The organism is Nosocomiicoccus sp. HMSC09A07 (genome assembly GCF_001808485.1).
GTDB lineage: Bacteria > Bacillota > Bacilli > Staphylococcales > Salinicoccaceae > Nosocomiicoccus > Nosocomiicoccus ampullae_A.
On sequence record NZ_KV793627.1, the window covers coordinates 81,540 to 96,588 of the forward strand.

A 15,049-nucleotide genomic window follows, 5' to 3' on the forward strand; every position below is an offset into this window, starting at 1 on the left:
GCATCTGCTTTATTCATTGTAACTGTTTTACAGTCAGCCCTTTACATTGGACCGTAGTTGATGAAGTACGCGATGACGAGTAATACCGCACCGATTGTGTACCAAACAAGGATTAACGGCCAAATGAATTTGATCCAGTCTGTATATTTAATTTTTGCAATTGCTAATGCTGCCATGAAGTATCCTGATGTTGGGTAGAAAATATTTGAGAACCCATCACCAAATAGGAATGCAAGTACGGCAGTTTGTCTTGTCATTTCTGTTAAGTCGACAATTCCGATAATAATAGGCATCGTCGCAGCTGCTTGTCCACTACCTGAAGGGATTAAGAAGTTAATTAACCCTTGGACAACCATCATTGCAACTGGAATTATTGATTCAGGTAAAAGTACTACAACTTTACTTAATCCGTATACAATTGTGTCCATAATCATACCATCTGCTAAGACGACAGAAATTGCTCTCGCAACCCCAACGATAAATGCTCCGAGTAAGATCATACGCATACCGTCGTTCATATATTCAGCTATTTTAGATGGCTTTAATCCTGCAATTAGACCGATTAAAATACCACTAAAGATATAGTAACCACCTAATTCTAAGAAGTACCATTTATATTGGAAAATCATAAATGCCATTAAAACGAGTAAAACAATTAATACGAATGTTGCAATAACTGTTCTTGTCTCTGATTTTGGATATTCGACTTTTTCTTTTACAAATTCACTATTGTCAACGTTATCTGTAACAAGTGAAGCCTCTGGATTTTTTTGTACTTTTTTAATATAACGACTGACAAAGATAATACCAACAGTGAGCATAATTACTAATGCGATTGCACGGTACCATAGACCAGAGAATAATGGAAGCTCAGCAATCGTATGTGCTGTACCGACGTTTGCAGCAGTTGTTAAACCACAAGCAAATCCAATGACAGTTGATATTAATATAATTGCTGTTGATGCAATACGGTCATACCCAAATTTTAAAAATAGGGGTAGCAATGCTGGTAAGAAAATGAGTGATGCTTCAATCATTCCTGTCATCGCAACGAATAGTGCAAGTACAAATGAAATTACAGGAACGATAAGTAACCCTTTGTTGCCAAATGTTTTAATTAAGAAGTTTAAAATAACATCGATAATTCCTGCTTTTTCAATAACACCAAACATCGCACCAATTGCTAAAATACCGAATATGATAATAACAGTTTCTTGAATTCCTCTTGGAATCGCTGTCATAAATTCCATGAAAGTAACCGGTGCTTGGTCGATATAGTGGAACGTATCTGCAATAATTACGTTAATTCCATTTACCTCTTCACGGTCGAATGTACCTGCTGGAATAATGTAAGACGCTACTGATGCAAGCAAGATAATAATAAATAGAATAACGTAAATGTGTGGCATTTGAAACTTTTGTTTCTTATCTTGTTTCTCCATAAATTCACCTCGTTAGTTAATGATGGTTATAATTATACAGAAATAGTGTTGAATAATGCAATGTTTAATTCTAGTTCATCTGTTCATTAAAAATAAAATACGGCTGTAACAATACAGCCGTATAAGTTAGTCTAATATTTTTACTGGTTTTGGATTTTTAATATTTGGTAATATTTTCTCTCTAGGCACAGTAGAAGTTGGCTCTACTACATTTTCTTTATCGTAGTTTGATAAGTAGTCAATGACTTCTTTTACAATTTGTGTTGGAGTTGAAGCACCCGCAGTCACTGCTACAGTTTCAACTCCATCTAACCATTCGAGATTTAAATCAGAAAGAGATGAAATACGATACGCATTCGTATGTGCGATTTCTTTTGATACTTGTGCGAGTCGGTTTGAGTTATTACTTTTCGGATCTCCAACGACGATTAAAAGATCAGCGTCTTTTGCTTGTTCAGCAACTGCTTCTTGACGGACTTGTGTTGCCATACATATTTCTCTATGAACTTCGATATGTGGGAATTCTTCTTTTAATGCATTCATAATATGCTGAACATCCCACTGACTCATCGTCGTTTGGTTCGTGACGATTAGTTTTTTATCATGTAAACGATCTGGAAGTAATTGAATGTCTTCAATCGTTTCGATTAAGTGGACCTCTTCTGGTGCAACACCGACTGCACCTTCTGGTTCTGGATGTCCTTTTTTACCGATATATATCACTTCGTAACCTTCTTTTGTTTTGTTCGAAATTAAATCGTGGGTAAATTGAACATCTGGACACGTCGCATCAATACACGTTAATCCCTTTTCTTTTGCGCGTCTTTTTACTTCTGGTGACACACCATGTGCAGTAAAGATTACGGTACCTTCTTCGATTTGTTCTAATATTTCTAAGCGATTCTCACCATCTAATGTGATAATCCCTTCATCTTCAAATGCATCAGTCACGTGTTTATTGTGAACGATCATCCCTAATATATAAATCGGTCTAGGTAATGTCTTATCTAGAGATGCATTTTTGGCAATAACCATTGCATCGACGACACCGTAACAATATCCACGTGGTGAAATTTTAATTATATCCATTCAGATGCCTCCTCTTCATTGATTATATATCATTATTAATTGAATTCAAATGAATCGCTAGTGGTATCTTAAAAGTCGATGTTCATGTATAATATAGTGCGAGTTAAAATAGAAATAGGTGAGAATATGAACGCATTCAAAAGATTTAATTTTAAAGAAGGTATGCTTGAAGCAATTGATAACATTCACTTTACTCATCCGACTCTCGTTCAAGAAAGAGTTATTCCAAGAATTTTAAAAGGAAGTAATGTTATCGTTCAAAGCTCAACGGGTAGTGGTAAAAGCCATGCGTTTTTATTACCGATTATTAATAACATTCAAGTGGATGAAAAGAAAGTACAGTCAATTATAGTCGCACCAACAAGAGAGTTAGCACGTCAGCTTTATAATATGACAACGGATATATTAGAATCTTTCCCTAAAATTGAAGCGAAATTATTTATCGGTGGTAAAGATTTCGAAAGAGATAAAACACGTGCTGAAAATAGTCCGCATATTGCGATTGGTACTCCGAATAGATTAATAGAACTCATTCATTCATCGAGTTTAAAAGTGTCAGAAGCAAAGTCAATCGTCATTGATGAAGCAGATTTAAGTATTGATTTAGGATTTTTAGAAACGATTGACCAAATTTCTAATGCAATGGATCCGTCCGCACAATTTTTAGTGTTTTCAGCGACAATTCCAAATGAGTTGCGTCACTTTTTACAAAAGTATTTAACGCATACAGAAGTGTTAGAAATTGACAATACACGTCAAAAAACTAATATCCATTACAGTTTAATTCCAGTTCGTAGTAAAGATAAGAACAATAAAGTATTAGAACTGACACAATCGATTACACCGTATTTAGGATTTATTTTCGCAAATACACGCGAACGTGCAGATGAGTTATATGAATTTCTTTTAGAAAATGGGGTAAACGTTGGGTTATTCCACGGTGGTTTAAAGCCGAGAGAACGTAAGCAGATGATTCATCAAATCCATAATCTAGATTATTACTACGTCGTAGCAAGTGATTTAGCTGCACGTGGTTTAGATTTTGACGGAGCGTCACATGTTATTAATTATGATATCCCGAGAGAAATTGAATTCTTCACTCATAGAGTAGGTCGTGTTGGTCGAGGAGAGTATACAGGTGTTGCAATAACACTGTATGATCCAAACGAAGAAGACTTAATCGATCAAATTGAAGCAAAAGGATTCACTTTTGAACATGAAGACTTAATAAACGGTCAACTTAAACCGATTAAAAAGCGAAACAAACGTGATACGAGACGTCGTAAAGAAGTTCGCTTAGATGAGGATGTTTCATATAAAGTACGTAAACCAAAAAAAGTAAAACCAGGTTATAAAAAGAAAATGAAACAACAACTAGAACAACTGAAAAAAGACAAGCGTAAACAATATGCGCAAAATCAAAAAAGAAGAAATAAAAAGAGGTAAGATAATATGTTAATCGGATCACACGTACCGATGAATGGTAAAAAAATGTTAGAAGGCGCAGTTGAAACTGCACATTCTTACGGTGAAAATACATTTATGATTTATACAGGTGCACCACAAAACACGAGAAGAAAACCGATTGAAGAGTTAAATATCGAAAGAGGACAAGAACTCATTAAAGCGTACGGTATGAAAGACATCGTCGTACACGCACCATATATCATAAACATCGCAAACACTACACGTGAAGGCGTGTTTGACTTAGGTGTTGAGTTTTTAATTAATGAAGTCGCGCGTACAGAAGCAATTGGTTCAAAACAAATTGTACTTCATCCTGGAGCACACGTTGGTGCGGGTGTAGATGCTGGAATAGAATCAATTATTAAAGGTTTAAACATCGTCTTAGAAGAAAAACACGACGTACAAATCGCTTTAGAGACGATGGCTGGTAAAGGATCAGAAATCGGTCGTAACTTTGAAGAAATCGCGCGTATTATTGACGGGGTCACTCACAACGAACGTTTAAGTGTTACGTTTGATACGTGTCACGTTCACGACTCAGGATATGATATTAAAAATGACTTTGACGGTGTTCTAAACGAATTTGATAAAACAATCGGAGTCGATCGTATTAAAGTCGTTCACGTGAACGATTCTAAAAATGAAGTCAGCGCGAAAAAAGACCGTCATGAAAACTATGGTTTCGGTCATATCGGTTTTGACGCACTACAATATATCGTCAAACACGAAACGTTTAAAGATTTACCGAAAATTTTAGAAACACCATTTGTCGGTTTAGATAAAAAAGATAAACAACCCCCATATAAGCATGAAATTGAAATGATTAAAAGCGGTGTGTTTGATCCACAACTACTTGAAAAAATAAATCCAAATATAAAATCATAATATTAAAACGAGCACTGTAAAAGTGCTCGTTTTATTTACAATTCGTAACAGTTACGTTATAATTATACGACTAAAAGCATGTTGGAGGTGTTGTCATGTCAACGCCCGTTTTCGAAATAAGAAATGTATCATACAAATATTATGAAAAAATGGAAACGACAGTGGCATTAAAAGACATAAATCTCAAAATAGAGCGTGGAGAATTTATGGCAATTGTTGGACCGAATGGTTCCGGTAAATCTACATTAATAAAACTAATTCTCGGTATTAAGAAGTTACAAGAAGGCGAGATTTTAATTAATGGTAAGCGAATGAATCGTAGAAATCGAGAAACAAAAATTGGTTATGTATCTCAAAAAGCGGCATCATTTGCTAAAGGGTTTCCTGCGACTGTAAAAGAAGTCGTATTAAGTGGTCTAACAAAAAAGCGTGGACTATTTAAAAAGTTTAACAAAGAAGATTTTAAAGCACTCGATGAAGTGTTAGATTTACTCGACATAGAAGATTTAAAAAATAAAAACATTGCGAGTCTTTCAGGAGGACAAACACAGCGCGTATTTATCGCTCGTGCTCTAATTAACAAACCAGAGATCCTAGTATTAGATGAACCTACAGAAGGCATCGACGCAAAAAACGTCTATAGTTTTTATGAGGTGTTAACACGATTAAAAGAAAGTGGAACGACGATTTTACTCGTCACACATGATATTGGCGTCGTCGTCGATCAAGCGGACACCGTTGCATGCTTAAATGAGCATCTACATTTCCACGGTTCAAAACAAGACTTCTTAAAACTTGATGAAGCGGAGTTATCAAAAGTATACGGGTTTCCGTTACAACTCGTAAATCACGATCATACGAGAAGTTGCTGTGAGGTGCCATATGCTAATTGATGCGCTACAAAACTATGCATTTATGAGATACTCGTTTATTAGTGGTTTAATTGTAGGGTGTATCGCGCCACTTCTCGGAACATTTATCGTCGTTCGAAGACTGAGTTTAATTGCAGATGCACTCTCACATATTTCACTTGGTGGGATTACGCTCGGTGTGTATTTATCGAGCATACTCTCATTTACAATTAACCCACTCATTACTGCAACGCTATTTTCAATTATCGGTGCAGTAGGTATAGAAAAGATGAGAACTGTTTATAAACACTTTTCTGAAATATCGATACCAATAATTATGAGCCTTGGGATTGCATTATCTGTTATATTTTTATCACTAGCAAATGGTTTTAACCAAGACTTATTTGGCTACTTATTCGGAAGCATCAGTGCAGTAACTAAAAATGATTTATTTTTAATTAGCTGTATTGGAGTTATCGTCATTACGTTCGTTTACTTTTTATATAAAGAGATGTTTTTATTATCCTTTGATGAAGAGTATAGCGAAGTGATGAAAATTAGTGGATTTATACATTTTATTTTTATCGTACTCGTTGCGTTAGTTATTAGTGCATCTATGAGAATTGTCGGAACGCTACTCGTCAGTGCGATGATGACATTACCGGTCGCTGCCGCAATTCGAGTGACGTCAAGCTTTAAAGCACTTATTGCAGTGAGTATATTATTTGGTGAAATTTCGGTCATACTTGGACTCATATTAGGATTTTACTTAAATATCGCTCCTGGTGGTATGATCGTATTAGTTGCGATTTTTATATTATCTATGACATTTATCGTAAATCGATTAGGAGTGAAGATGAATGCCGAATAATGAAAAAGAAAGAATTAAAACAACCCTAAAAGATCATGGGTTTAAACTAACAAAACAAAGATTATCTTTAATAGAAATATTACTGGAAGAAGATAGATACGTCACAGCGACATATGTCTATAATAAAATGTCAGAAATATACGACGGTATTAGTTACGATACAATATATAGAAATCTATATACGCTACATGAAATTGGCGTAGTAGAGGAGACGACATTAGACGGTGAGATGCAGTATATGATCGCTTGTAGCGATCACCATCATCACCACTTTATATGCGACAATTGTGGCATGGTAAAAGTCATCCATTACTGTCCAGTAGATGAATGGCAAAAAGAAATACCAGGCGCTAAAATAAAAGGACATAAAATAGAGCTATACGGTTTATGTTCGAGTTGTCAAAATGATTAAAAAATCACCCCTAAAGTTAGAAATAAAATCTAACTTTAGGGGTGTTGTCATTTAATGCTTATTTATTTTCATTTGCAAGTTCTTTTTTACGTTGTCTTTCTTTTTCGTAATGTGCTTCAGCTAAAATGTCGATTTCTTTTTTAAGTTCCTCGACCATCGTTTCTTCAGGTACTTTTCGCACTGTTTTTCCGTGCATAAATAGTAATCCTTCTCCGCGCGCCCCTGCAATTCCAATGTCCGCTTCACGTGCTTCTCCTGGACCGTTTACTGCACATCCAAGAACGGCTACTTTTATCGGTGCTTTAATATTTGAAATGTATTCTTCGACTTCATTTGCGATCGCAATTAAGTCGATTTCAATACGTCCACATGTCGGACACGCGATAAGTGTTGCTGCGTTTGAAGCGAGTCCAAATGTTTTTAATAATTCTTTTTGAACTTTTACTTCTTCAACAGGATCTGCGGATAATGAGATTCTCATCGTATTACCAATTCCTTTATTGATGAGCACCCCAAGCCCTGCAGCACTTTTAACTGTCCCAGCAAATAACGTACCACTTTCAGTGATACCGATATGAAGCGGGTAGTCGAATGCTTTAGATGCTTTCTCGTACGCTTCGATTGCTAAATGAACGTCAGAAGCTTTCATAGATACGATAATATCGTGGAAATCTAAGTCTTCTAATATTTTAATATGGTGTAACGCACTTTCTAACATTCCGTCAGCTGTCGGATAACCATATTTTTCGATAATGTGACGCTCTAAGCTTCCTGCGTTTACACCGATACGAATCGGTATCCCTTTTTCTTTACACGCATTAACAACCGCTTCAACGCGTTCACGTTTACCGATGTTACCCGGATTGATACGAATTTTATCTGCACCGCCTTCAATAGCGAGTAGTGCAAGTCTATAGTCGAAGTGAATATCGACGACTAATGGTATGTTAATTTGTTTTTTAATTTCTTTAATTGCTAGCGCATCTTCTTCACGTGGACAAGCGACGCGCACGATTTGACAACCTGCTTCTTCTAAACGTTTAATTTCAGCGACTGTCGCCTCAACGTCATGGGTTTTCGTCGTTGTCATACTTTGAATGATAATCTCGTCTGAGCCACCAATCACTAGATCGCCAACTCGTACAGGACGAGTGTTTTTACGATGTGTAATTTCTGACATTTAATATATCTCCTTGAAACAATGTGATTTATTTTTTTGTATGTTCAATTATACAACAAATCTATTATATTGTAATGATGAACAAACTATTTTATCGTCTGCTTCTTTTTGAATACGGGTAGTTTCTTGTCGTAATATATTAAGAAGATTAATACGATAATATATATGAACCAAAGTTCTTTACCCGTTATCAGTTTTAAAATTGTAAAGAGTATCGTCGGAATGACGAAACTATAAGAAATGATTTTAAACCAGTTCATATAATCCGTACGTTTATTTCTCATTGATGCAATTTTATTTAATATAAATGATAGTAGTAATAATAATGTAAATGAAAATGCAGCCATCACTATAATTTGTATGATTGAATACACTGCAAAAAAGAATCCAGTACTCTTCGTATGTGTATCAATATATTGCTTTAACTCGTTTTCGTTATTAAGTTTATTAAAACTTGAGTAAGGTAAATAATCTTCAGTCATATTATGAATTTGAATGCCTTGATGTTGAAATATTATAAAGGCATCTTCTAATGGTAAAGACTCTTCTGTAAAGACAATTCGACCTTTAGAGGTAGTTAAGGTTTTTTCATCTCCAACGTAATAGCCATCTTTAATTTCAAAATGAGGAATTTCGTCTTTTACTTCGCTTAGAGCATTTGCAAATTGATTTGTATTAAAAAAAGATAACATATAAGGGACTGAAAGAAGTATACCTATAATTAATATGTTTAATAACAGATACTTAAAGGGTACAGTTCTAAATAGAGGATACTTTTCAAACTTCAGTAGTCGTTTGAAATATTTTAAATAATCCATGAATTCAACACATCCAAGTTCTATTTTAGTCAGACATTTGACTGATTTACTGATAGGTAGAAACTAATACCTTTTATTGTAGCACTTAATTTGGTATATTTGGGATGTAAACATCATTAGGAGGAGATTTTAGTTATGGCATTTGAACTACCTGAGTTAGACTATGCATATGATGCGTTAGAGCCTACAATCGACAAAGAAACTATGGAGATTCACTACTCTAGACATCATAACACTTACGTAACAAACTTAAACAACGCAGTTGAAGGTACAGAATTCGAAAACAAATCTTTAGAAGAATTAGTAAAAGATATCGATTCATTACCTGAAGATATTCGTACTGCTGTAAGAAACAACGGTGGTGGACACTACAACCACTCATTATTCTGGCAATTATTAACTCCAGAACAAAAAGACGTACCAGCTGAACTTAAAGAAGCTATCGAAGATAAATTCGGTTCTTTAGATTCATTCAAAGAGAAATTTGAAGCTGCAGCTGCAGGTCGTTTTGGATCTGGTTGGGCATGGTTAGTTGTTGGGAATGATGGTTTAGAAATTATTTCTACTCCTAACCAAGATAACCCATTAATGGAAGATAAAACACCTGTGTTTGGTGTGGATGTATGGGAGCATGCGTACTACCTTAAATACCAAAACAAACGTCCAGAGTACTTAGGTGCAATTTGGAACGTTGTAAACTGGGAAAAAGTCAACGAGTTATACCAAGAAGCTAAATAATAACTTCCTTTCAAGCCATGAGTTTAAAAACTCATGGCTTTTTTTAATGATTATCGTGATAATATGTTAAAATAGAATGTGAATTTTTACGAAAGAAAGTTAGGTTGAAGCGTGTGAGACGTGTTAGGAAAAAAAGCTCTGAAGCGATTAAATATCAGTTATTTAAGTCGAGAGCAAATACTTTAGTATTTATTGTTTTTATATCATTTATAATTTTAATTCTTCGCCTCGGACAGTTACAAGTCATTCAGGGTGAGTCTTACCACGAACGCGTTGAAAACGCACAATACGTTAAGATCAATCAAAACGTACCACGTGGTGAGATTTATGATCGAAACGGTAACGTACTCGTTAAAAATAAATCCGAACGTGCAATTTTCTTTACGAGACATCGTAACATGTCTAATAGTGAAATTATGGAACTAGCCAATAAGCTATCTAATTATTTGGAGATGGATGAAGAAAATTTAACGTTACGTGATAAGCAAGACTATGCATTAAACAATTATTTTGATGAGTTACTAAAAGAAATGCCTAATGAGGCCACATTACTTGATGACGGTAATATATCTAGAAATGATTTTAATGAAGCGGTATATGAGAACATTAGTAATGAATATTTAGACTCATTACTTACTGAAGAAGATAAAAACATCATATCTATATATACGAGAATGATCGTCGCAACAGAATTAGATCCCGTTACTATTAAAGGAAGTAACGTCACAGAAAAAGAGTTCGCTACAATTAATGAAGATCTCGATAAGTTAGAAGGAATTACAACTGGAATGGACTGGAAAAGAGAATATCCTTATGGTTCAACACTACGTACAATTCTTGGAGACGTGAGTTCACCGAAAGAAGGACTACCTAAAGAACTCTCTGATTATTATAAATCACTTGGATACTCTCAAAACGACCGTGTCGGTAAATCATATTTAGAGTTTCAATATGAGGATATTTTACGTGGTGAAAAAGAAGAGGTTAAATATTCAACAGATCGAGCAGGTCGTATTATCAATCAAGAAGTTGTAAAAGATGGTAAACCTGGTAACGATTTATATTTAACAATCGATATCAAATTACAGCAAGAACTAGAAAAAATTGCAGAGCATCATTTAAAAGAAATGCGTAATTTAGCAGAAGCTGCAAAACAACGTGCGGATTTAAATGGCGATATCGAATGGGACATTCGACCAGAGTTTTTAGATACTGTGACTCTTGTCGTACAAGATCCATATAATGGTGATATTTTAGCGATGGTTGGTAAACATATTAATAAAGACGGAGATATTGAAGATTTTGATTATGGTACATTTGCTGTGAGTTATGTACCAGGTTCATCCGTTAAAATTGGTACGGTTGTTACAGGTTATCAAAACGATGTTCTACAACCTGGAGAATCACAAGTCGATGAACCACTCGTATTTGCAGATGGTACGAACAAATCTTCATTCTTTAACCGTGACAATAGTTACAACGTAGACGATCAACACGCTTTAATGGTATCTTCGAACGTTTACATGATTAAAATCGCACTTCGTTTACTCGGCTTAGAATACGATCGTAATATGCCACTGCCAAGTGATATTTCTAACGATGCATATAAACTAAGAAATGGGTTAAATCAATTTGGACTTGGTGTGTCAACAGGTATTGACTTACCTAATGAAGAGACAGGTATTTCTCCACCACTAACTAATAACCCTGGGAACTATTTAGACTTAGCGATTGGACAATATGACACGTACTCTACACTACAGCTTTCACAATATATTTCTACAGTTGCGAACGGTGGTAATAGAATGCAATCACACCTTGCAAAAGAAATTAGAGAGCATAATCCAAATGAACCAGGAAAAGTAATACGCTCGTTCAATGGTAATGTTTTAAATACTGTCATGATGACTGACGCTGAAAAAGAACAAATTTCTAAAGGGTTATATGATGTATTTAATACCCATCATCAATCGACGGATAGATACGGAACAGGATGGGATGCGTATCATGAATTAGAACCAAAAGCTGCTGGTAAAACAGGAACTGCAGAAGCGTATCGTGAAGGAGTTTCAGTTTTAAACCAAACGTTTATCGGATATGCACCATATGACAATCCAGATATGGCATTCTCTATTATATGGCCAACGACACCGATGACGATTCCATTCTTCCCAGCCCAATATATGGGAAGAGATGTTATCCAAAAATATTATGAGCTTGAATATGGTGCGCCTAAAAAAGATTACTACAAATATAATTTAGATGAATTTTACAGACGAATTAAAGCAGGCACGTATGATAGTTAGACTACTGAAAATTTTCAGTAGTCTTTTTTTTGATTTTACATATTCTTTACAATACGTTTATTTAAAATTTAAAAACGACCTGTACTATGTAATCATAATCAAAACCATTTGGAGGAATTAAATTGAAAAAGCAAACTTTAAGCGTAGCAATGATGTTAGTTCTAGGAGGTACACTTGCAGCATGTAATAATGATGCTGAAAATGATGACAACAATGCATCAAATGAAACAAGCACAGAAACGAACGAAGAAAAATCTTCAGTCACTGAACAAGCGATTGTTGGTGACGGTTCAAGCACAGTGTTCCCTATCTTAGAAATCGTCAATGAAGACTACAATGCTGAATACGGAAGTGCAGCAGAAATTGGAGTATCTGGTACAGGTGCTGGGTTTGACAGATTTATCGCAGGTGAAACAGATTTCCAAAACGCTTCACGTCCAATTAAAGATGAAGAAAAACAAGCGTTAGAAGACGCAGGTATTGAATACACTGAATTAGAAGTCGCGATCGACGGTTTAACTGTAGCAGTTAACAAAGACAACGATTTTGTAAAAGACTTAACATTTGAAGAGTTATACAAAATCTACTCAGGTCAAGCTGAAACATGGGCGGATGTTCGTAGTGACTTCCCAGATGAAAAAATTGTTGTATATGGTCCAGACCAATCTCACGGAACACATGACTTCTTTAAAGAAGAAGTAATGGATGATGAAGACATTCAAGGTGAGTTAATCCAAGATACAAACCAAGTAGTAAACGCAGTTACATCTGATAAAAATGCAATTGGTTTCTTCGGATATAACTTCTACTTAAACAACAAAGATAAGTTACAAGCAGTAGCGATCCAAGGTGAAGATAGCACAGAAGCTGTTGAACCAACAGAAGAAAACGTTAAGAGTTATAAATATCCACTTTCAAGAGCATTATACGTGTATGTTGCGGATGAGAAAGTGAAAGAAAACGAATCGTTAAGTCAATTCATTGAGTTCTTATTAGATAATGCATCAGTAGCTGCTGAAGATTCTGGTTACGTAGCATTAGACGAAGAGAAGCTTAATGAGCAAAAGGATAAGTTCAAAGAGATTATTGGGAACTAATTAAGTAGGGATTTATATGAAGGATTTAAGTATACAACAACAAATAGAACGAAAAAAACGTTCAAAAACTCTTGAGAAAGCAGTACCTATCGTACTGTTTTCTATTACTATTGTTTCAGTATTAACAACAATAGGTATTTTATATACATTAATTTCTGAAACATTCCATTTTTTAAGAGAAGTATCAATTGTGGAATTTTTAACGAGTAAAACATGGAACGCTTTTAGTAGCACGCCAACATTCGGTATATTCCCATTAGTCTTAGGAACGTTAAAAATAGTTGTTATTGCGACATTGTTTGCTGTTCCAACAGGTGTATTTTCAGCAATTTATTTATCTGAATACGCACCAAAATCAGTGCGTAAAGTATTAAAGCCAACATTAGAAGTGTTAGCTGGTATTCCAACAGTTGTATATGGGGCATTTGCGATCACAGTGGTCACACCGATGTTACAATCTATTTTTTCATCGATGGGCCACTTTAATGCAATTAGTCCGGGACTTGTTGTTGGAATTATGATTTTACCAATGATTACAAGTTTAACTGATGACGCGATTACGAGTGTACCTGATGCAGTTAGAGAAGGGTCTTATGGACTCGGTGCAACGCAGTTAGAAACTGTTTTTAAAGTAGTCTTACCGGCTGCTTTATCAGGGATTTTAGCGTCAATCGTACTTGCAACAAGTCGAGCTATCGGTGAGACGATGATCGTTTCAATTGCAGCAGGGTCAACACCAAATAGCAGTTTCAACTTATTTGAGTCACTTCAAACGATGACAGGGTTTATCGTACAAGTGACGTCTGGTGATGCAGCATTCGGTTCTCAAGTGTATTACAGTTTATATGCTGTTGGTATCACGCTATTTATATTTACTTTAATTATGAACGTATTAGCGATGTGGATTGCAAAAAGATTTAGGGAGGAATACTAATGGCTATGGATGAAGCAGTATTAGTCAAAAGACAATCAAAGCGTCGAATGCTGAATTCTATTATGAGCAAAGTATTCTTCTTATCAACGATGATCGGTATTGTTGTGTTAATTATTCTTTTAGCATCGATTTTAAAACAAGGTGTCGGTGCGTTATCTATTGATTTCTTTACTAACTTTAGTTCAAGTCGACCAGAAAGAGCAGGAATTAAGGGTGCCTTAATTGGTACTTTATGGTTAATGGCTCTAACAACACCTATAGCAGTTATATTATCTGTCGGAACAGCTATTTATTTAGAAGAATATGCGCCGAAAAACAAACTCACTCACTTTATCGAAGTGAATATTTCGAACTTAGCCGGAGTACCATCTGTCGTATTTGGTTTACTTGGTTTAACAATATTTGTAAGACAATTTGGCTTAGGGAATTCAGTTCTCGCTGCGAGTTTAACGTTAGCGCTAATGATAATGCCGGTAATTATCGTATCGAGTAAAGAAGCATTACGTAGTGTGCCAAATTCTATTCGAGAAGGTTCAATCGGACTTGGTGCATCTAAATGGCAAACGATTTATAGAATCGTTTTACCTGCAGCAGTACCTGGTATTATAACGGGTATTATACTAGCGGTATCTCGTGCAATAGGTGAAACAGCGCCACTCGTTGTAATTGGAATTCCAGTTGCATTATTAGCGACTCCAAAAAGTGTTTTTGATTCATTCCAAGCACTTCCAATGCAAATATATAACTGGGTAAAAATGCCACAAGAAGCGTTTGTTAGTTTAACATCAGCTGGAATTATCGTATTACTCGCGATGTTATTACTCATGAACCTTGTCGCAGTACTCATAAGAAATAAATATTCAAAAAGATTTTAGGTGAAATAAGATGGAAGTAAAAGTAAAAGAAGACAATAAAGTAAAAGATATATTAACTCAAGATCAAACTTTAGATAAAACTTC

General features: G+C 35.2%; 14 protein-coding genes. 10 read left to right on the plus strand and 4 right to left on the minus strand.

Going from position 1 to position 15,049, the window contains the following annotated elements; genetic code table 11:
• Positions 1–41 precede the first annotated feature (41 nt).
• Both HMPREF3177_RS01140 and HMPREF3177_RS01145 read right to left on the minus strand, forming a co-directional pair.
• Entirely contained in the window at positions 42–1,442 is a 1,401-nt protein-coding gene (locus HMPREF3177_RS01140; RefSeq protein ID WP_070456440.1) for a YfcC family protein, read from the minus strand.
• Positions 1,443–1,568: 126 nt separating this feature from the next.
• Positions 1,569–2,531 (minus strand): 4-hydroxy-3-methylbut-2-enyl diphosphate reductase, encoded by a 963-nt coding sequence (locus HMPREF3177_RS01145; protein WP_070456441.1) that lies wholly within the window; start codon positions 2,529–2,531, stop codon positions 1,569–1,571.
• 126 nt (positions 2,532–2,657) lie between these two features.
• On the opposite strand from HMPREF3177_RS01145, the gene HMPREF3177_RS01150 reads away from it, so the two are divergent.
• The 5 genes from HMPREF3177_RS01150 to HMPREF3177_RS01170 all read left to right on the plus strand — a co-directional run bounded on the left by HMPREF3177_RS01150 (position 2,658) and on the right by HMPREF3177_RS01170 (position 7,017).
• Entirely contained in the window at positions 2,658–3,977 is a 1,320-nt protein-coding gene (locus HMPREF3177_RS01150; RefSeq protein WP_070456443.1) for a DEAD/DEAH box helicase, read from the plus strand.
• 6 nt (positions 3,978–3,983) lie between these two features.
• Entirely contained in the window at positions 3,984–4,883 is a 900-nt protein-coding gene (locus tag HMPREF3177_RS01155; RefSeq protein WP_070456446.1) for a deoxyribonuclease IV, read from the plus strand.
• Positions 4,884–4,978: 95 nt separating this feature from the next.
• Positions 4,979–5,776: a metal ABC transporter ATP-binding protein gene (locus tag HMPREF3177_RS01160; protein ID WP_070456448.1), complete on the plus strand. Its 798-nt coding sequence runs from the start codon at positions 4,979–4,981 to the stop codon at positions 5,774–5,776.
• The gene (locus HMPREF3177_RS01165; RefSeq protein WP_040928362.1) at positions 5,766–6,605 is read left to right on the plus strand and encodes a metal ABC transporter permease; all 840 of its coding nucleotides are present in this window, start codon (positions 5,766–5,768) and stop codon (positions 6,603–6,605) included. Before HMPREF3177_RS01160 ends, HMPREF3177_RS01165 begins: the two co-directional genes overlap by 11 nt.
• Entirely contained in the window at positions 6,595–7,017 is a 423-nt protein-coding gene (locus HMPREF3177_RS01170) for a Fur family transcriptional regulator (protein ID WP_068128297.1), read from the plus strand. The genes HMPREF3177_RS01165 and HMPREF3177_RS01170 overlap by 11 nt, the downstream gene beginning before the upstream one ends.
• Before the next feature lie 58 nt (positions 7,018–7,075).
• On the opposite strand, the gene ispG is transcribed toward HMPREF3177_RS01170, so the two are convergent.
• Together ispG and HMPREF3177_RS01180 are read right to left on the minus strand one after the other, a co-directional pair.
• Complete coding sequence (gene ispG, locus HMPREF3177_RS01175) at positions 7,076–8,197, minus strand: flavodoxin-dependent (E)-4-hydroxy-3-methylbut-2-enyl-diphosphate synthase (RefSeq protein ID WP_068128299.1); 1,122 nt, start codon at positions 8,195–8,197, stop codon at positions 7,076–7,078.
• Between the two features lie 86 nt (positions 8,198–8,283).
• The gene (locus HMPREF3177_RS01180) at positions 8,284–9,015 is read right to left on the minus strand and encodes a DUF1189 family protein (protein ID WP_083286813.1); all 732 of its coding nucleotides are present in this window, start codon (positions 9,013–9,015) and stop codon (positions 8,284–8,286) included.
• Between the two features lie 135 nt (positions 9,016–9,150).
• On the opposite strand from HMPREF3177_RS01180, the gene HMPREF3177_RS01185 reads away from it, so the two are divergent.
• The 5 genes from HMPREF3177_RS01185 (at position 9,151) to pstA (ending at position 14,965) form a co-directional block, all read left to right on the plus strand.
• The gene (locus HMPREF3177_RS01185) at positions 9,151–9,753 is read left to right on the plus strand and encodes a superoxide dismutase (protein ID WP_068128303.1); all 603 of its coding nucleotides are present in this window, start codon (positions 9,151–9,153) and stop codon (positions 9,751–9,753) included.
• 113 nt (positions 9,754–9,866) lie between these two features.
• A complete protein-coding gene (locus tag HMPREF3177_RS01190) occupies positions 9,867–12,059 on the plus strand; it encodes a peptidoglycan D,D-transpeptidase FtsI family protein (protein ID WP_070456452.1) in 2,193 nt (730 codons plus the stop codon).
• Between the two features lie 122 nt (positions 12,060–12,181).
• A complete protein-coding gene (locus HMPREF3177_RS01195; protein ID WP_246827334.1) occupies positions 12,182–13,156 on the plus strand; it encodes a PstS family phosphate ABC transporter substrate-binding protein in 975 nt (324 codons plus the stop codon).
• Between the two features lie 16 nt (positions 13,157–13,172).
• Positions 13,173–14,090: a phosphate ABC transporter permease subunit PstC gene (gene pstC / locus HMPREF3177_RS01200; protein WP_068128307.1), complete on the plus strand. Its 918-nt coding sequence runs from the start codon at positions 13,173–13,175 to the stop codon at positions 14,088–14,090.
• Positions 14,090–14,965, plus strand: coding sequence for a phosphate ABC transporter permease PstA (pstA, locus tag HMPREF3177_RS01205; protein ID WP_040928354.1), 876 nt, complete (start codon positions 14,090–14,092; stop codon positions 14,963–14,965). The genes pstC and pstA overlap by 1 nt, the downstream gene beginning before the upstream one ends.
• The last annotated feature ends 84 nt before the right edge of the window (positions 14,966–15,049 follow it).

Excerpts from the sequence above, each read along its gene's own strand:
- HMPREF3177_RS01150 (WP_070456443.1), top strand. The coding sequence starts at position 2,658 with ATGAACGCATTCAAAAGATTTAATTTTAAAGAAGGTATGCTTGAAGCA.
- HMPREF3177_RS01140 (WP_070456440.1), bottom strand. The coding sequence starts at position 1,442 with ATGGAGAAACAAGATAAGAAACAAAAGTTTCAAATGCCACACATTTAC.
- HMPREF3177_RS01160 (WP_070456448.1), top strand. The coding sequence starts at position 4,979 with ATGTCAACGCCCGTTTTCGAAATAAGAAATGTATCATACAAATATTAT.
- HMPREF3177_RS01155 (WP_070456446.1), top strand. The coding sequence starts at position 3,984 with ATGTTAATCGGATCACACGTACCGATGAATGGTAAAAAAATGTTAGAA.
- HMPREF3177_RS01170 (WP_068128297.1), top strand. The coding sequence starts at position 6,595 with ATGCCGAATAATGAAAAAGAAAGAATTAAAACAACCCTAAAAGATCAT.
- HMPREF3177_RS01185 (WP_068128303.1), top strand. The coding sequence starts at position 9,151 with ATGGCATTTGAACTACCTGAGTTAGACTATGCATATGATGCGTTAGAG.
- pstA (WP_040928354.1), top strand. The coding sequence starts at position 14,090 with ATGGCTATGGATGAAGCAGTATTAGTCAAAAGACAATCAAAGCGTCGA.
- pstC (WP_068128307.1), top strand. The coding sequence starts at position 13,173 with ATGAAGGATTTAAGTATACAACAACAAATAGAACGAAAAAAACGTTCA.
- HMPREF3177_RS01180 (WP_083286813.1), bottom strand. The coding sequence starts at position 9,015 with ATGGATTATTTAAAATATTTCAAACGACTACTGAAGTTTGAAAAGTAT.
- ispG (WP_068128299.1), bottom strand. The coding sequence starts at position 8,197 with ATGTCAGAAATTACACATCGTAAAAACACTCGTCCTGTACGAGTTGGC.
- HMPREF3177_RS01145 (WP_070456441.1), bottom strand. The coding sequence starts at position 2,531 with ATGGATATAATTAAAATTTCACCACGTGGATATTGTTACGGTGTCGTC.
- HMPREF3177_RS01165 (WP_040928362.1), top strand. The coding sequence starts at position 5,766 with ATGCTAATTGATGCGCTACAAAACTATGCATTTATGAGATACTCGTTT.